This is a genomic window from Roseateles chitinivorans, from assembly GCF_050632235.1.
Lineage (GTDB): Bacteria > Pseudomonadota > Gammaproteobacteria > Burkholderiales > Burkholderiaceae_C > Roseateles > Roseateles chitinivorans_A.
The window spans coordinates 1,798,805-1,815,998 of record NZ_CP192584.1 but is presented as its reverse complement, the minus strand read 5'-3'; the positions used below and the strand labels follow the sequence as shown (position 1 = coordinate 1,815,998).

Sequence of the window (17,194 nt, the reverse complement as noted above, 5' to 3'; positions counted from 1 at the left end):
GGCGAGCGCATTACCAGCCCAGGTTGAGCGAGTAGGTCCCGCTGCCGCCCGAGTAATAGAGCGCCCGCACGTACACGACGATCGAGGACGATCCGCTGTTCGTGTACGTGAAGCTGTCGACGGCGCCGGCGCCGTTCTCGCTGGCCTTCAGCTGCGTGCCGCTGCTGTTCTGCAGGTACAGGTCGAAGTCCTTGCCGGCGGCCGGCGTCAAGGTCGCGCTGAGGGTCTTGCCTGCCGGCAGCGTGATCTTGAAGTAGTCGTTGGTGTCGGACGAGGACAGGCTGCCCGTCACCTTGACCGGTGCGCTGATCGTCTGCGGCGCGCTGCGGCTGTTGTTCGGCTCGACCTCGGGGATCGTGCCGCCGCCACCGCCGCCGCCCTTGATCGCCGTGATCGCGGCGTTGGCGTCCAGGATGCCGGAGCCGCACTGGCTGCAGGTGCCGGGGAAGGCCCGGGCGCTGCTCTTGAGCGCGGCGGTGATCTCGTCCGGCGTGGCCGTCGGCTTGGCGCTGTACAGCAGCGCCGCGACGCCCGCCACGTGCGGCGTGGCCATCGAGGTGCCCTGGTAGTAGGCGTAGCTGTCGCTGCCCGGCGTGCTGGTGCCGCTATTCAGGGTCGACAGGATGCCGTTGCTGGCGCTGGAACGCACGTCGCCGCCCGGTGCCGCCAGGGTCACGATCGAACCGTAGTTCGAGTAGTACGCCCGCGCGCCGTTGCGGTCCGTCGCCGCGACCACCACCACGCCCGAGCAGTTGGCCGGGCTGGAATTGGAGGCGTTCTGGTTCTCGTTGCCCGCCGCGACGATGACGCTGGCGCCGCGCGAACGCGCGCCGTTGATCGCCGTCTGCGTCGTGGTGTCGCAGGCGCCGCCGCCGCCCAGCGACAGGTTCAGCACCTTGGCCGGCGTCGTGTTGGCCGGCAGGCCGGACACGGAGCCGCCCGACGCCCAGGTCATGCCGTCGGCGATGTCGGAGGTGTAGCCGCCGCACTTGCCCAGCACGCGGATGGGCTGGACCTTGGCGTTGAAGGCGATGCCCGCCACGCCCAGGTTGTTGTTGGTCTTGGCTGCGATCGTGCCGGCCACGTGCGTGCCGTGCCAGCTCGAGGTGGCGGCCGGATCGCCGGCCTGGCATTCGTTGGCGGCGTTGAAGTCGCCAGGGTCGGTCGGGTCGTTGTCACGGCCGTTGCCGTCCACCGAGACGGTGGTGTCCACGATCATGTCGTAGCCCGCGACGATCTGGCCCGACAGGTCCGCATGCGGCCGGTAGCCGGTGTCGATCACCGCCACCACCACGCCGGTGCCGGTCGCCTGGTCCCAGGCCTGCGGCGCGCGGATGCCGCCGGCGGTCTCGGACAGGTCCCACTGCTGGCCGTAGCTGCTGTCGTTCGGCACGAACAGCGCATGCATCTTGCGGTCGGGCTCGACGTACTCGACGTTGGCGTCCTGCGCCTTGATCCGGTCGCCCAGGTCGCGCAGCTCCTGCAGGTTCATCCGGCGGTCCAGCCGGAACACGTGGGCGCCGGTGCCCATCTGGCGCACCAGCGACAGGCGGGCGCCCAGCGGGGCGGCCAGCTGCTGCAGGCGCTCGGTGCGGGCGCCGATGGCGTCGCTCGCCACCGAGCGCGCCTGGATCGCGGCGCCCAGGCGCCCTTGCACGACGGTGCTGCCGTCCTTGTATTTCACGATCAGACGATCGGTCTGTTCGCTCAGTTGCCGCGGGGCCTTGTCGATGTCCACCGACGACACGCCCGCCTGGGCGGCGCCCATCGTGACGAGACCCACAGCCAGCGCGACGCTGAGCTTGTTCAATCGCAACATGCTTGTCATCTCCAGAGTTCCTCGATCGGCGCCGGGTTCACCGACGCCTGCAAAGCCCCGAACGCCCTGGCGCGTTGGCACCTCTGGTGGGGCACACCCATCGGCCAACTCCGATTGGTGTGCGATGCAGTGTAGGAAGACAGTTGGGCGCCAACCGACCCACCTGAAACAGTTAACAGGAAGGAATACCCCTATAACCTTTTTGTGTCAAAACGCACCATTTCATCCGCCAATCGCCCCTTCCTTACGCCTAACGCGCTGATTCGTAAGGTTTGCGCCCGGTTTGCGCGTCCGCGCGAACGGCGTGCCCGGGGTGCCGGAAGCCATGCGCGGGACGCCTCGGATGGCGGGGGCGGAGGGGCTCGATTAGCCTGTGCGCCTTGTCGTTTTCGCCACACATTGGTGACAGATAACCATGTTTCCCCTACGCCTGATCGCCGCCGCGGCCGCTTCCACCCTGGCCCTGGCCGCCGCGCCGGCCCGCGCGCTGGATGTCGCGAGCTTCTCGCCGGACGTGCAGCCCTGCGCCGACTTCTATGACTACGTGAACGGCCCGTGGGTCGCCCGCACCGAACTGCCGGCCGACCGCACCCGCATCGGCAGCTTCGACGCCCTGCGCGTGGCCAACGACCGGCTGTTGAGCGACGCGCTGGCGGAACTGCTGGCCAAGCCCGCGCTGCAGAAGTCACCGGGGCTGAAGCAGGTCGCCGCGTACTACGCCAGCGGCATGGACCGCGCGGCCATCGAGGCGCAGGGCCTGAAGCCGGTCAAGCCGCTGCTGGACCGCGTCGCGGCCATGAAGTCGGCGCAGGACCTGCCTTCCGCGCTGGCGCAGCTCGGCCGCGTGGGGATCGCCGCGCCGGTGGGCGCCTTCGTGCGCGCCGACGTCAAGAACACCCGCGTGAATGTGCTGACGCTGGGCCAGTCGGGCCTGGGCCTGCCGGATCGCGACGACTACGCCAAGGACACCGACATCGCGAAGAAGCTGCGCACGGCCTACCGCCTGTATGCGCAGCGGTTGCTGTCGTCGGCCGGCTTCGACGCCACGCCGGCGACGATCGACGCGCTGATGGCCTTCGAGACGCAGCTGGCCGACGCGACGACGCCGCGCGCGCAGTTGCGCGATCCGCTCAAGGTCTACAACCCGATGACCACGCCCGAGCTGGCCGGCAAGGCACCGGGACTCGCCTGGGACGCCTACCTGAAGGCGCTGACGCGCAGCGACACCCGGCCCGGCGGCGTCGAGCGGCTGATCGTGGCGCAACCCGAGTTCATGGCCCGTGTCGCGCAGATGGCCGAGAAGGTCCCGCTCGCCACCTGGCAGACCTACCTGCGGGTGCGGGTGCTGGAGAACAGCGCCGCCCGACTGCCCAAGGCCTTCGCCGAGGCCGACTTCGACTACCGCGGCGTGGCCATCTCCGGGCTCGAGCAGCCGATGCCGCGCAACGAGGAAGTCATCCAGTTGATCGGCGGCCGCACCGGCGGCAGCCCGCTGGGCCTGGCGCTGGGCGAGCTGTTCGTGTCCAAGGCCTTCTCGCCGGAGGCGCAGCGCCGCGCGACGCTGCTGATCGGCGACGTCAAGGCCGCGATGAAGACCCGCATCCAGAACCTGACCTGGATGAATCCCGAAACCAAGGTCAAGGCGCTGGAGAAGCTCGAGGCGATGCAGCCCAAGATCGGCGCGCCGCAGACCTGGCCGAAGTACGAGGGCATGACGCTCGATCCCAAGGACTTCGCCGGCAACCAGCTGCGCGCCGCGGCCTGGTTCCACGGCGAGCAGATCAAGGACCTGGACCGCCCGAGCGACCGCACGCGCTGGACGATGTCGCCGTACATCGTGAACGCGCAGGCCGGCGGTCTCAACGAGATCACCTTCCCCGCCGGCATCCTGCAACCGCCGTTCTTCGACGCGAAGGCCGACGACGCCGTCAACTACGGCGGCATCGGCATGGTGATCGGTCACGAGATCGTCCACCACTTCGACGACCGCGGCCGGCAGTTCGACAGCATCGGCAGCCTCAACGACTGGTGGACCGCCTCCGACGCCGAGAACTACACGGCGCGCGCGGACCGCGTGGTGGCGCTCTACGAGAGTTACGAGCCGGTCAAGGGCACGCACATCAACGGCCGCCTGACGCTGGGCGAGAACATCTCCGACATGGCCGGCATGCCGATCGCCTTCGACGCGCTGCAGAACGCGCTGCGCCGCACGGGCCAGGACAAAACCCCCGACAAGATCGACGGCTTCACCCCTGAACAGCGCTTCTTCCTGTCCAACGCCATGGTCTGGCGCAACAAGACGCGCGAGGCGGCGCTGCTGAACCAGCTGCGCACCGATCCGCATTCGCCGGGCAAGTTCCGCGTGCTGGCGCCGATGTCCAACATGCCGGAGTTCGCCAAGGCTTTCAGCTGCAAGGCCGGCGACGCCATGGTGGCCGCCGATCCGATCAAGGTCTGGTGACGCGCTGAACCCGCCGCGGCGAGACGTCGCCGCGGCCTCCGGGGCCTGCCCGACGTGAGGCGCGGCAGGCCCCGTGCCATTCAGGACCCATGCCTTTCGGGATGCACACGCGGAAGTCATGAACCCGAAGGATCACGCGCAGGGTCAGGTCTTGTCACCGCCTTGTCATGACACGTCGAGTCGATCGTCGTGCATGACTTTTAACCCGATGGATACTGGGGAAAGTCGATTCACTGCCCGTCGGTCGCCGATGCGTTTCATCGCGGAATTCGGGCGCTTGGCCCCCTGGCTTCGACGCTTGGTCGCGCACCGCTTGGTCGATGCCCTGGTGCTGCCTACGCTGAAAAAAGACCGATCGTTCCGCCACCGTGATGCGGGCCGCGACGGTTCCTCAGCCCACAGGAGCACGACATGCACGCCACCACCCGCCCCGCCCGCCTCGTCCGCACGAATTTCTTCCGCGCCGCCGCCAGCCTCGCCGCCGGCGCGGTCTTCGCCGTCCTGACCGCCGGCGCCGCACAGGCCGCCCCCGACGATCTGCAGCGCGTGGAGATTTCCGGCCGCCGCCCCGGCGAGATTCCTCGCACCGACGTGCGGGCCACCTGCCCCGGTGTCGACAAGGCACTCGGCGACCGCCTGAACCGGCTCCAGTTCCGTGAAGGCCAGGAAGGCGTGTCCACGATCAGTTTCCGGCTCAACGGTCAGGTCATCAGCGACGTGCAGGAGCGCGGCCCCCTCGTCTACCGCATCCCGGTGCGCCGCGCCGTGCGTGCGCTGCAATGCCAAGGGGCGGCGCGCGACACGCTCTATGTGATGCAGGTGGTCTTCCGCAACCAGTCCTTGGACGACGACATGGGCGGCCGCATCGCGCTGCTCGAGATGGCGCCGACGGCCGCAGGCGCGGCGCCGGCTTCGGCCAGCGCCGCGATGGCCGACGGGCGTTGATCGGGTTGTTCCGGGAGGGGCGCCCCCGGCGGCTGGCTAGGATGGCCGGCACGACCACCCGGAGACCTGATCCATGCCTGTCCGCCCCCCGATGCCGCGCGCCGTTCCCTGCTGATCACCGGCGCCCTGGGCGCCACGGCCGGCGCGCTCGGTTGGCCCACAGCGGCCCGCGCGCAGACCTGGCCCACCAAGCCGGTGCGGTGGGTGGTGGCCTATCCGGCAGGCGGCGGCTCCGACTTCCTCGCGCGCCAGCTGGCACCGGTGCTCGGCAAGGCGCTGGGGCAGACGCTGATCATCGACAACAAGCCCGGCGCCGCGGGCATCATCGGCACCGACAACGCCGCCAAGTCGCCGCCGGACGGCTACACGATCCTCACCGGCGACAACGGCGCGATGGTGTTCAACAGCGCGCTCTACAAGAAGCTGCCGTACTCGCCGGCGGACTTCGCGCCGGTCGGCTTCATGGCCCGATTCCCGCTGCTGCTGGTGGTCAATCCGAACGCCGGGTTCAGCACGGCGAAGCAGTGGCTGGACACCATCAAATCCAGGCCGGGGAAGTACAGCTACGCCTCCCCCGGTGTGGGCAGCCCGCACCACCTCGCGATGGAGCTGCTGAAGGACCGCACCAACAGCTACATCGTCCATGTGCCCTATCGCGGCACCGCCTTCTCGACGCAGGACCTGATCGCCGGCGTGGTGCCCATGGGCATCCTCGACACCGCCGCCGCCCTGCCCCACCTGCGCGCCGGCAAGCTGAAGGCGCTGGCCGTGCTCGCCCCCGGCGCATCGCCGCGCTGCCCGACGTGCCCAGCTTCGACGAGACCGGCGTGACCGGTGTCGAGGTCAGCGCCTGGCAGGGCCTCTTCGTTCCGAAGGGCACGCCCGAGCCTGTCGTCGCGCGTCTGGGCGCCGAGCTCGGGAAGGCGCTGTCCCAGCCGGAACTCAAGGCCAGGCTGGAGGATTTCGGCCTCGAAGTCGCACCGGGCGACGCTGCCGCGCTGGCTCGTTTCATCCAGGCCGAAACCCAGAAATGGCACGCACTGATCCGCAGCCGCGGCATCTCGGCGGAGTGACGCGACGGCCGGACGGTCGCCCCTCCGGAATGACCGACCGTCCGGTCGGTCGCCGCTCCGGAGGTGATAGCGCTGTCCTCCTCTGAGGGCGACCCGCGCTCATTACTTCACGTGAGCGTGAAATAGCCCCGGGTTATCCCTTGAAGGGCGGTAGCTGAAACGAACTGGTCCGCTGTCATACGCAATACAGTTTGACCCGGCGCAAAGACAAAACCAGAAAGACGCGCTAGGAGGCTTCCCACCACTTCCGTTCCGCCTCGTCGCGGAGCCGTCCGGTCATGAACAACAACAATGCCGTGCGCGCGACGGTGGCCCGTCGCGTTTCCATCTGGTCCAGTGCCGCGATCGCGGTGCTCCTGATCGTCATCTGCGGCACCCTGTCCTGGGTGCTGACCAACCAGGCGCAGCAGCGAACGCTGGACTACATGTCGGCGGAAGCCGCCTCGGTCGCGCGCGTCGCGGACGCCCTGGACCGCACGGCGCGGGATTCGGCCAACCGGCTGTACGACGTGCTGGCCGGCGACTTCGAAGGCGGCGCCTTCACGCTGGACGGCGACGGCGAACTGGCCTTCAACGGCCAGAAGCTCAACGGCAACTTCGACGCGGTCGACCGCTTCACGCGCCGGACCGGCGGCGTGGCGACGATCTTCGCGCGCAAGGGCTCGGACGACTTCATCCGCATCACGACCTCGCTGAAGAAGGAAGACGGCTCCCGCGCCGTCGGCACGACGCTGGACCGCGCCGGTGCCGCCTTCGGCAAGCTCTCCGGCGGCGACACCTACGTGGGTCCGGCGACGCTGTTCAAGGTCCCGTACATGACGCGCTACTCGCCGATCAAGGACGCCGGCGGCAAGGTCGTCGGCATCCTGTTCATCGGCTTCGACATGCGCGGCCTGCAGCAGGAACTGGTGAAGATGGCCGACGCGGTCAAGCTCTACGGCAGCGGCGGGCTCTACCTGCTGGATCCGGGCAAGACGCCGGCCGACGCGCTGCTGCGCGCCCACCCGCGCGCGCAGGGCAAGAAGCTGTCGGAAGTGATGCCGGCCGATCAGGCCGAGCAGTACGTCAAGACCCTGACCAACGATGGCGACGGCGTGCTGGAGAAGGTCGAGGCCGTCTACGGCGACAGCTACAAGGATGCGTTCGCGGTGGCCCGCAAGTCCGAGGCCACCGGCTGGTGGGTCGTCGCCGAAGCCTCGCGCGCGCAGGCGCTGGCGGCGCACAACACGACGCTGTGGGTGCTGTGGGGCCTGATCCTCGCGACCGTCGTGCTGCTGGGCCTGGGCGTGACCTGGATGCTCGGACGTTGGGTCGGCCGCCCGCTGGCTGACCTGAACGAGGCCGTCAGCGCGGTCGCGGCGGGTGACCTCACCCGTCCGGTGCTCGTGCGCCAGCAGGATGACCTGGGCGCGCTGGCCGAAGGCGTGGAGCGCATGCGGCAGCAGCTGTCGCGCACCATCAACGAGGTGCGCCAGGCCAGCGATTCCATCGGCACCGCCTCGGCGGAAGTCGCCGCGGGCAGCCGCGACCTGTCGGCGCGCACCGAGCAGTCGGCCAGCCATCTGCAGGAGACCGCCTCTGCGCTGGAGGAACTCGCCAGCTCGATGAGCCAGACCGCCGCGTCGGCCGCGCAGGCCCATCAGCTCGTCGGCGAGTCGGATCGCGCGGCCCAGCGCGGCGGCAACGTCGTCGCCCAGGTCGTGACCACGATGGACGAGATCTCCGCCGCCAGCCGCCAGATCGGCGACATCATCGGCACGATCGACTCGATCGCCTTCCAGACCAACATCCTGGCGCTGAATGCCGCGGTGGAAGCCGCGCGCGCCGGCGAACAGGGCCGCGGGTTCGCGGTCGTCGCCTCCGAGGTCCGTCACCTGGCCCAGCGCAGCGCGGAAGCCGCCAAGCAGATCAAGGGGCTGATCACCGCCAGCGGTGAGCGCGTGGAGTCCGGCGCCAAGCTCGTCGGCGATACCGGCGAAGCGATGCGCGACATCGTCACCAGCGTGAAGCGCGTCACCGACATCATCGGAGAGATCTCCACCGCGTCGCGCGAGCAGTCGCAAGGCGTGACGCGCATCAACGGCGCCGTCGCCCAGCTCGACCAGGGCACGCAGCAGAACGCCTCGCTGGTCGAGGAAAGCACCGCCGCCGCGGAAAGCCTGCGGGAGCAGGCGCATCGGCTGGTGGCGCAGGTCGGACAGTTCCGCGTCTGACGCGACGGCCCGCCCAAAAACAAAGCCCGCCGGAAGGCGGGCTTTTTCGTTGGCGCTCCAGCCGGGGCTGGCCTTCAGACGAGCACCCGCTCGATGCCCCCGTTGTTGGCCTTGGCGACGTACTCGGGCATCCAGTTCTCCCCGAGGATCTTGCGGGCCATCTCCACGACGATGTAGTCGGCCTCGAGCAGGCCGTTCTGCATGTCGCCGCCGTAGCGGCTGAGGCCCTGCAGACAGGACGGGCAGCTGGTGAGGATCTTGAGGTTCTCCTCGGCGCCGACCTTGCCCGTCGCGCGCAGCTGCGTCTCCGCCTTGCGCAACTCCTCTTCCTTGCGGAAGCGGACCTGCGTCGACACGTCCGGCCGCGTGACGCCGAGCGTGCCGCTCTCGCCGCAGCAGCGCTCGCTCTTCATGACCTCGGGGCCGACCAGCGCCTTCACCGTCTTCATCGGCTCCTGCAGCTTCATCGGCGAGTGGCAGGGGTCGTGATAGAGGTAGGCCTGCTTGCTGTCGAGCTGGATGCCCTTCTCCAGCAGGTACTCGTGGATGTCGATGATGCGGCAGCCGGGGAAGATGTCCTCGAACTTGTAGCCCTGGAGCTGGTCGTAGCAGGTGCCGCAGCTGACCACCACCGTCTTGATGTCGAGGTAGTTCAGCGTGTTGGCCACGCGGTGGAACAGCACCCGGTTGTCGGTGATGATCTTCTCGGCCTTGTCGAACTGGCCCGAGCCGCGCTGCGGGTAGCCGCAGCAGAGGTAGCCCGGCGGCAGCACGGTCTGCACGCCGGCATGCCAGAGCATGGCCTGCGTCGCCAGCCCGACCTGGCTGAACAGCCGCTCCGAGCCGCAGCCCGGGAAGTAGAAGACCGCCTCCGCTTCCGCCGAGGTCTTCTGCGGGTTGCGGATGATGGGGACGTAGTCCTTGTCCTCGATGTCGAGCAGCGCGCGCGCCGTCTTCTTCGGCAGGCCGCCCGGCAGCTTCTTGTTGATGAAGTGGATGACCTGTTCCTTGATCGGCGCGGTCCCCACCGTCGCCCGCGGCGCGGCGGTCTGCTTGCGCGCGACGCGCTTGAGCAGGCTGTTGGCGATGCGCTGCGCCTTGAAACCGACGCCGACCATCGCCGCGCGCGCGACCTTGATCGTCTCCGGGTTGGTCGCGTTGAGCATCAGCATCGCGGCCGCGTTTCCGGGACGGAAGCTCTTCTTGCCCATCTTGCGCAACAGGTTGCGCATGTTCATCGTGACGTCGCCGAAGTCGATCTTCACCGGGCACGGGTTCACGCACTTGTGGCAGACCGTGCAGTGGTCGGCGACGTCCTCGAACTCTTCCCAGTGCTTGATCGACACGCCGCGGCGCGTCTGTTCCTCGTAGAGGAAAGCCTCGACCAGCAGCGAGGTCGCGAGGATCTTGTTGCGCGGGCTGTAGAGCAGGTTGGCGCGCGGCACGTGCGTCGCGCAGACCGGCTTGCACTTGCCGCAGCGCAGGCAGTCCTTGATGGACTCGCTGATCGCGCCGATGTCGCTCTGCTGCATGATCAGTGACTCGTGCCCCATCAGCCCGAAGCTGGGCGTATAGGCGTTGGTCAGATCCGCGAAGGTCGTCTGGCCGCCCTGTCCGCCGGTCCCCGGCCGCAGCAGCTTGCCCTTGTTGAAGCGGCCTTCCGGGTCGATGCGGGCCTTGTAGCCGGCGAAGCCCGCCAGTTCGTCGTCGTTCAGGAACTCGAGCTTGGTGATGCCGATGCCATGCTCGCCGGAGATCACGCCGTCCAGCGAACGCGCCAGCGTCATGATGCGCGCGACCGCCTCGTGCGCGGTCTGCAGCATCTCGTAGTTGTCCGAGTTCACCGGGATGTTGGTGTGCACGTTGCCGTCGCCGGCATGCATGTGCAGTGCCACCCAGACGCGGCCGCGCAGCACCTCCTTGTGGATGCGCTTGCACTCCGCGAGGATGGGCGCGAACGCGCCGCCCGCGAAGACGTCCTGCAGCGGCTTCAGGATCTGGCGCTTCCAGCTGGCGCGGAGCGTGTAGTCCTGCAGCTGCTCGAAGTAGGAGCGGTCGCCTTCACGGGGAAGGTCCAGTTCCTGCATCCACGTGCGCCATTGCAGGCCGGTCTCGTCCAGCAACGCCAGCGCCTGCGCCACGCGGTCTTCAAGCAGCTCGGCGCTCGGGATCTCGCCGGCGTCGTCGCCCTTGCCCAGCGGCAGGTTGCCGTTGGCGAAGAAGGTGCGCAGCGCGTCGATCAGCGCCAGCTTGTTGCGCAGCGACAGCTCGATGTTGATGCGTTCGATGCCCAGCGTGTACTCGCCCATGCGGGGCAGCGGGATCACGACGTCCTCGTTCACCTTGAACGCGTTCGTGTGCTTGGAGATCGCCGCCGTGCGCTTGCGGTCCAGCCAGAACTTCTTGCGCGCATCGGCGCTGACCGCGACGAAGCCTTCGCCCGAACGGCCGTTGGCCAGGCGCACGACCTCGCTGGTGGCGCGCGCGACTTCATCGGCGTCGTCGCCGACGATGTCGCCGATCAGCACCATCTTCGGCAGCCCGCCGCGCTTGCTCTTGGTCGCGTAGCCGACGGCCTTCAGGTAGCGGTCGTCCAGATGCTCCAGGCCGGCGAGGATCGCCCCGTTCGGCTTCTTCATCTCGCCGAACATGAAGTCCTTGATGTCGACGATCGAGGGCACGCAGTCCTTCGGATTGCCGAAGAACTCCAGGCAGACCGTGCGCACGTGCGCCGGCATCCGGTGCACGATCCAGCGCGCGCTGGTGATCAGGCCGTCGCAGCCTTCCTTCTGGATGCCGGGCAGGCCCGCGAGGAACTTGTCGGTGACGTCCTTGCCCAGGCCTTCCTTTCGGAAGGTGCGGCCGGGGATGTCCAGGCGCTCGGTGCGCTCCAGCGTCTTGCCGGTCGCGTCGTAGTAATGCAGGTCGAAGCTGGCGACCTCGACGTCATGGATCTTGCCGAGGTTGTGGTTGACGCGGACGACCTCGAGCCACTTCGCATCCGGCGTCACCATGCGCCACGAGGCGAGGTTGTCCAGCGCCGTGCCCCACAGCACCGCCTTCTTGCCGCCGGCGTTCATCGCGATGTTGCCGCCGATGCACGAGGCTTCCGCCGAGGTCGGATCGACCGCGAACACGAAGCCGTGCAGCTCGGCCAGGTCCGACACGCGCTGCGTGACGACACCGGCTTCGGTCCAGATGGTCGCGACGTCGCGGTCCAGGCCCGGGAGGCGCTGCATCTCGACGCCGCGCATGGCCTCGAGCTTCTCGGTGTTGATCACCGCGCTGTTCCACACCAGCGGCACGGCGCCGCCGGTGTAGCCGGTGCCGCCGCCGCGCGGGATCACCGTCAGGCCCAGCTCGAAGCAGCCCGCCACCAGCGCGGCCATCTCGGCCTCGGTGTCGGGGGTCAGCACGACGAAGGGGTACTCGACGCGCCAGTCGGTCGCGTCGGTCACGTGCGAGACGCGCGACAGTCCGTCGAACTTGACGTTGTCCTTGGCGGTGGTCTTCGCGAAGACCTTGACCGCGCGCTTGCGCAGCTCGGCCACCTGCTCGAACTGGTGGGAGAACGCGGCCACCGCCGCCTCCGCCGCGGTCAGCAGTTCGCCGACCCAGGCGTCGCGCTTGGCATCGTCTTCCGGATGACGGCGGCGCTGCACTTCGCCCAGACGATGGCGCAACGCGCCGATCAGCGCCTGGCGGCGCTTGGGGTTGTCCAGCAGGTCGTCCTGCAGATACGGATTGCGCTGCACCACCCAGATGTCGCCCAGCACCTCGTACAGCATCCGCGCGGAGCGGCCGGTCTGGCGCTCGGTGCGCAGCTGGTCCAGCAACTCCCACGCGCGGGCGCCGAGCAGGCGAAGGACGATTTCGCGATCGGAGAAGGACGTGTAGTTGTACGGAATCTCGCGCAGCCGGGCGGCGGGCGCGTGCGGCTGGTTCAGGTCGCCGGCCATCGCGGGGTCGGCGGGCATCAGCAGATGCGGTGCATTCATGGCGGCCAGGTGCTCGCGCACCGGTATTGCGGCAGGCCGGCGTCCAGGGGGAGCGGACGCCGATGCCAGGCTGGAAAGACAAGCGGAGAGAGCGGTGGCCGTGGACCGGGCAGCGCCCCGGACTTGTGGTCCCCGCGCCCGCTGGACACGGGCATGGAAGTGGCGTTCGCGAATGGCCGCGATCGGCGGCCGGCCCGGTCTGGGCAATGGTCGGAATCCTAACCCAGCACCAGAGGGCAATCCCCGGCGAGGGACTCTAGGGATCTGCGGTCGCCCACCCCTCGACGGACGGTTCGCCAGTGTCACAATCGATCGATAAGCTCGCCGGCCCTCGGCGGATTCGTCCACCCGACGACGTCCCCGCGGACCGCAGAACCACCCTCCCCGAGCATCGGAGACCCATGAAGCACCTCCCGACTTCCCTGCTGGCCACCTCGGCCCTCGCGCTCGCCGCGCTGATCTCTCCCGCCGCCGCATCGGCGCAGACCGAGATCCAGTGGTGGCACTCGATGGGCGGCGCCCTCGGCGACTGGGTCAACGACCTGGCCAAGGACTTCAACGCCAGCCAGAAGGACTACCGGATCGTCCCGACCTACAAGGGCAGCTACGACGAATCGATGCCCGCGGCCATCGCCGCGTTCCGCGCCGGCAACGCGCCGCACATCCTGCAGGTCTTCGAGGTCGGCACCGCCACGATGATGGCCAGCAAGGGCGCGATCGTCCCGGTGGGCCAGGTGATGCAGCAGGCCGGCGTCAAGTTCGACAACAACGCCTACGTGCCGGCCGTCGCCGGCTACTACACCGCGCCCAACGGCCAGATGCTGAGCTTCCCGTTCAACAGCTCGACCACCGTCTTCTTCTACAACAAGGACGCGTTCAAGGCCGCCGGCCTGAACCCGGAAAAGGCGCCCACCTCCTGGCCGGAGGTCGCGTCCGCCGCGGCCAAGCTCAAGGCCGCCGGCTCCAAGTGCCCGTTCACCACCAGCTGGGTGGGCTGGACGCAGCTGGAGAGCTTCTCCGCCTGGCACAACACCGAGTACGCGACCAAGAACAACGGCTTCGGCGGGCTGGACGCGCGGCTGGTGTTCAACTCGCCGCTGCACGTGCGCCACATCGAGAACCTGGCCAACATGTCCAAGCAGGGCCTGTTCGTCTACAAGGGCCGCGGCAACAGCGCCGACTCGAGCTTCTTCTCGGGCGAGTGCGCCATGATGACCGGCTCCTCCAGCCTGTACGCCAACGTCAAGAAGAACGCCAAGTTCAACTTCGGCATCTCGACGCTGCCCTACTACCCCGACGTGCCCGGCGCGCCGCAGAACACCATCATCGGCGGCGCCAGCCTGTGGGTGATGGCCGGCAAGAAGCCCGCCGAGTACAAGGGCGTGGCCGCCTTCTTCCAGTACCTGGCGCAGGCGCAGGTCGCCTCCGACAGCCACAAGCGCACCGGCTACCTGCCGGTGACCAAGGCGGCCTACGAGCTGACCGAGAAGAGCGGCTACTACCAGCAGAACCCCGGCACCGACGTGCCGGTGCAGCAGATGATCCGCAAGACGACGGACAAGTCGCGCGGCGTGCGCCTGGGCAACCTGCCGCAGATCCGCACCATCGTCGACGAGGAACTGGAACAGGTCTGGGCCGGCAAGAAACAGCCCAAGGAAGGCCTGGATGCCGCGGTGAAGCGTGGCAACGAACTGCTGGAACGCTTCCAGAAAGCCAACAAGTCCTGACCCCCGGCTGAAGCGCCGGAGCGGCAGCCGCCGCTCCGGCGCCCTTCTTCCGCGTCCTTTCCCCCTTCCTTCCCCCTTTCGTCGTCGATCCCGGATGTCCCAACAGAAACGCGTGGTGTTCCGATCGCGCTGGCTGCCCTGGCTGCTGCTGGCGCCGCAGGCGCTGGTGATCGGCGTGTTCTTCTTCTGGCCCGCCGCCCAGGCGCTGCTGCAGAGCCTGCAGCAGCAGGACGCCTTCGGGCTGTCGACCGAGTGGGTCGGCCTGGCCAATTTCCAGACCCTGTTCGGCGACGACAGCTACCTCGCCTCGTTCAAGACGACCGCGGTGTTCTCGCTGCTGGTGGCCGTGCTCGGGCTGGCGGTGTCGCTGCTGCTGGCCACGATGGCCAACCGCGTCGTGCGTGGCGCGCCGGTCTACAAGACGCTGCTGATCTGGCCCTACGCGGTCGCGCCGGCGATCGCGGGCGTGCTGTGGATGTTCATGTTCGCGCCGTCGATCGGGATCGTCGCCTACGGCCTGCAGCAGATCGGCATCGACTGGAACCATCTGCTCGACGCCGACCAGGCGATGGCGCTGGTCGTCATGGCCGCGGTGTGGAAGCAGGTCTCGTACAACTTCCTCTTCTTCCTCGCGGGGTTGCAGTCCATCCCGAAGTCGCTGCTCGAGGCCGCGGCCATCGACGGCGCCGGCCCCTGGCGCCGCTTCTGGACGATCACCTTCCCGCTGCTGTCGCCGACCTCGTTCTTCCTGCTGGTGATCAACGTGGTCTACGCGTTCTTCGACACCTTCGGCATCATCGACGCGGCCACCCACGGCGGCCCCGGCAAGGACACCGCCATCCTCGTCTACAAGGTCTACTACGACGGCTTCAAGGCGCTGGACCTGGGCGGTTCGGCCGCGCAGAGCGTGGTGCTGATGGCCATCGTGATCACGCTGACCGTCCTGCAATTCCGTTTCGTCGAAAAGAAGGTGCAGTACTGACATGGTCGAGCGCCGCCCCGCATTGACGATGCTGTCGCACCTGATCCTGGTGCTCGGCGTATTGATCGTCGCCTTCCCGCTGTACATCGCGTTCGTCGCCTCGACGCACACGGCCTCGGAGATTGTCCAGGCCCCGATGCCGCTGCTGCCCGGATCGCACTTCCTGGACACCTGGTCGGCCGCGCTGTTCGGCAACAGCGGCGGCGGGTCCAAGGCCCCCGTCGGGCAGATGATGTGGATCAGCTTCGCCTCCGCGATGATTATCGCGGTAGGCAAGATCGCGATCTCGCTGCTGTCGGCCTTCGCGATCGTCTACTTCCGCTTCCCGGCGAGGAACTTCTTCTTCTGGGCCATCTTCGTCACGCTGATGCTGCCGGTGGAGGTGCGCATCGGTCCGACCTACCAGGTCGTCTCCGACCTGAAGATGCTCAACAGCTACGCCGGCCTGACGGTGCCGCTGATCGCGTCCGCGACGGCGACCTTCCTGTTCCGGCAGTTCTTCCTGACGATCCCGGACGAGCTCGTCGAGGCCGCGCGCATCGACGGCGCCGGGCCGCTGCGCTTCTTCCGCGACGTGCTGCTGCCGCTGTCGAAGACCAGCATCGCCGCGCTCTTCGTCATCCAGTTCATCTACGGCTGGAACCAGTACCTGTGGCCGCTGCTGGTCACGACCGACGAGAGCATGTACCCCGTGGTCATCGGCATCAAGCGCATGATCAGCGGCGGCGACGCGGCCAACGACTGGAACGTCATCATGGCCACCGCGCTGCTGGCGATGGTGCCGCCGGCGCTGGTCGTGATGCTGATGCAGCGCTGGTTCGTCAAGGGCCTGGTGGACACCGAGAAGTAAGCGCCAAGAAGCAAAGAACGAGAGAAGACCCCGATGGCAAGCATTTCCCTGCGCAACGTCGTCAAGCAGTACGGCACCGGCGCCAAGGCCAACCCGGTGATCCACGGTGTCAACGCCGAGATCGCGGACGGCGAGTTCGTCGTCATCGTCGGCCCGTCGGGCTGCGGCAAGTCCACGCTGCTGCGCATGGTCGCCGGCCTGGAGGAGATCAGCGGCGGCGAGATCGCCATCGGCGACCGCGTCGTCAACGAGATCGAACCCGCCGACCGCGACATCGCGATGGTGTTCCAGAACTACGCGCTCTATCCGCACATGAGCGTGTTCGAGAACATGGCCTACGGCCTGAAGATCCGCAAGCTGCCCGAGGCGCAGATCCGCGAGCGCGTCGACAAGGCCGCGCGCATCCTGGAGCTCGCCCACCTGCTGCAGCGCAAGCCGCGCGAACTCTCCGGCGGCCAGCGCCAGCGCGTGGCGATGGGCCGCGCGATCGTGCGCGATCCGCAGGTCTTCCTGTTCGACGAGCCGCTGTCCAACCTCGACGCCAAGCTGCGCGTGCAGACGCGGCTCGAGATCCAGAAGCTGCACCGCGAGCTGGGCGTGACCTCGCTGTTCGTCACCCACGACCAGGTCGAGGCGATGACGCTGGCACAGCGCATCGTCGTCATGAACGGCGGCCGCATGGAACAGTTCGGCACGCCCGAGGCCGTCTACGGCCGCCCGGCGACGACCTTCGTCGCGAGCTTCATCGGCTCGCCGGCGATGAACCTGCTGAAGGGTCGCGTCGAGGGAAGACGATTCATCCTCGGCAACGCGGCGTTGCCGCTGCCGCAAGCGGCGCCGCGCGAGGGCGAACTGATCCTCGGCCTGCGCCCGGAACACGCGCTGCCGCACGACGGCCAGATCGTCGCCGGCGACACGACCGCCTGGCCGCTGAAGGTGGAGATGGTCGAGATGCTGGGCGCGGAACGGCTGGTGTACGGCCGGCTCGGCGACGCGGCTTTCACCTTGCGCATCGACGGCACGGACACGCCGCCGCAACCGGGCGACGAGGTGCTGCTGAAGGCGCCGGCCGAGCGGCTCCACTGGTTCGATCCGTCGACCGGCCAGCGCGTCGACTGAGCGCGAC

The 17,194-nt window shown here is 68.2% G+C and carries 9 protein-coding genes and 1 pseudogene; 8 read left to right on the top strand and 2 right to left on the bottom strand.

Annotation, left to right across the window (positions count from 1 at the left end; all coding sequences use genetic code 11):
• Window positions 1-10 precede the first annotated feature (10 nt).
• The gene (locus ACQ859_RS08140; RefSeq protein WP_431265359.1) at window positions 11-1,819 is read right to left on the bottom strand and encodes a S8 family peptidase; all 1,809 of its coding nucleotides are present in this window, start codon (window positions 1,817-1,819) and stop codon (window positions 11-13) included.
• A gap of 415 nt (window positions 1,820-2,234) precedes the next feature.
• Between ACQ859_RS08140 and ACQ859_RS08135 the strand changes: the two genes are divergently transcribed.
• From ACQ859_RS08135 to ACQ859_RS08120, 4 genes and pseudogenes are all read left to right on the top strand, one after another.
• Window positions 2,235-4,280, top strand: a complete 2,046-nt coding sequence (locus tag ACQ859_RS08135) for a M13 family metallopeptidase (RefSeq protein ID WP_431265358.1) — start codon at window positions 2,235-2,237, stop codon at window positions 4,278-4,280.
• Between the two features lie 411 nt (window positions 4,281-4,691).
• Window positions 4,692-5,225, top strand: a complete 534-nt coding sequence (locus tag ACQ859_RS08130) for a hypothetical protein (protein ID WP_431265357.1) — start codon at window positions 4,692-4,694, stop codon at window positions 5,223-5,225.
• A gap of 195 nt (window positions 5,226-5,420) precedes the next feature.
• Window positions 5,421-6,298: pseudogene (locus ACQ859_RS08125) on the top strand (Bug family tripartite tricarboxylate transporter substrate binding protein).
• A 278-nt stretch (window positions 6,299-6,576) separates the two neighbouring features.
• Window positions 6,577-8,511 (top strand): Cache 3/Cache 2 fusion domain-containing protein, encoded by a 1,935-nt coding sequence (locus tag ACQ859_RS08120; RefSeq protein WP_431265356.1) that lies wholly within the window; start codon window positions 6,577-6,579, stop codon window positions 8,509-8,511.
• Between the two features lie 74 nt (window positions 8,512-8,585).
• Here the strand turns inward: ACQ859_RS08120 and ACQ859_RS08115 are convergent, their stop codons facing one another.
• The gene (locus ACQ859_RS08115) at window positions 8,586-12,488 is read right to left on the bottom strand and encodes a DUF3683 domain-containing protein (RefSeq protein WP_431266493.1); all 3,903 of its coding nucleotides are present in this window, start codon (window positions 12,486-12,488) and stop codon (window positions 8,586-8,588) included.
• Window positions 12,489-12,910: 422 nt separating this feature from the next.
• Between ACQ859_RS08115 and ugpB the strand changes: the two genes are divergently transcribed.
• From ugpB to ACQ859_RS08095, 4 genes are all read left to right on the top strand, one after another.
• On the top strand, window positions 12,911-14,236 hold the full coding sequence (gene ugpB / locus ACQ859_RS08110; protein ID WP_431265355.1) for a sn-glycerol-3-phosphate ABC transporter substrate-binding protein UgpB: 1,326 nt from the start codon (window positions 12,911-12,913) through the stop codon (window positions 14,234-14,236).
• Window positions 14,237-14,330: 94 nt separating this feature from the next.
• Window positions 14,331-15,218, top strand: a complete 888-nt coding sequence (ugpA, locus tag ACQ859_RS08105) for a sn-glycerol-3-phosphate ABC transporter permease UgpA (protein ID WP_431265354.1) — start codon at window positions 14,331-14,333, stop codon at window positions 15,216-15,218.
• A 1-nt stretch (window position 15,219) separates the two neighbouring features.
• Entirely contained in the window at window positions 15,220-16,068 is an 849-nt protein-coding gene (ugpE, locus tag ACQ859_RS08100; RefSeq protein WP_431265353.1) for a sn-glycerol-3-phosphate ABC transporter permease UgpE, read from the top strand.
• Window positions 16,069-16,101: 33 nt separating this feature from the next.
• On the top strand, window positions 16,102-17,187 hold the full coding sequence (locus tag ACQ859_RS08095) for a sn-glycerol-3-phosphate import ATP-binding protein UgpC (protein WP_431265352.1): 1,086 nt from the start codon (window positions 16,102-16,104) through the stop codon (window positions 17,185-17,187).
• Window positions 17,188-17,194: the final 7 nt, after the last annotated feature.

Bases quoted from the DNA above. Each gene is read 5' to 3' on its own strand.
- ACQ859_RS08140 (WP_431265359.1), bottom strand. From the start codon at position 1,819: ATGTTGCGATTGAACAAGCTCAGCGTCGCGCTGGCTGTGGGTCTCGTC.
- ACQ859_RS08135 (WP_431265358.1), top strand. From the start codon at position 2,235: ATGTTTCCCCTACGCCTGATCGCCGCCGCGGCCGCTTCCACCCTGGCC.
- ACQ859_RS08130 (WP_431265357.1), top strand. From the start codon at position 4,692: ATGCACGCCACCACCCGCCCCGCCCGCCTCGTCCGCACGAATTTCTTC.
- ACQ859_RS08120 (WP_431265356.1), top strand. From the start codon at position 6,577: ATGAACAACAACAATGCCGTGCGCGCGACGGTGGCCCGTCGCGTTTCC.
- ACQ859_RS08115 (WP_431266493.1), bottom strand. From the start codon at position 12,488: ATGCCCGCCGACCCCGCGATGGCCGGCGACCTGAACCAGCCGCACGCG.
- ugpB (WP_431265355.1), top strand. From the start codon at position 12,911: ATGAAGCACCTCCCGACTTCCCTGCTGGCCACCTCGGCCCTCGCGCTC.
- ugpA (WP_431265354.1), top strand. From the start codon at position 14,331: ATGTCCCAACAGAAACGCGTGGTGTTCCGATCGCGCTGGCTGCCCTGG.
- ugpE (WP_431265353.1), top strand. From the start codon at position 15,220: ATGGTCGAGCGCCGCCCCGCATTGACGATGCTGTCGCACCTGATCCTG.
- ACQ859_RS08095 (WP_431265352.1), top strand. From the start codon at position 16,102: ATGGCAAGCATTTCCCTGCGCAACGTCGTCAAGCAGTACGGCACCGGC.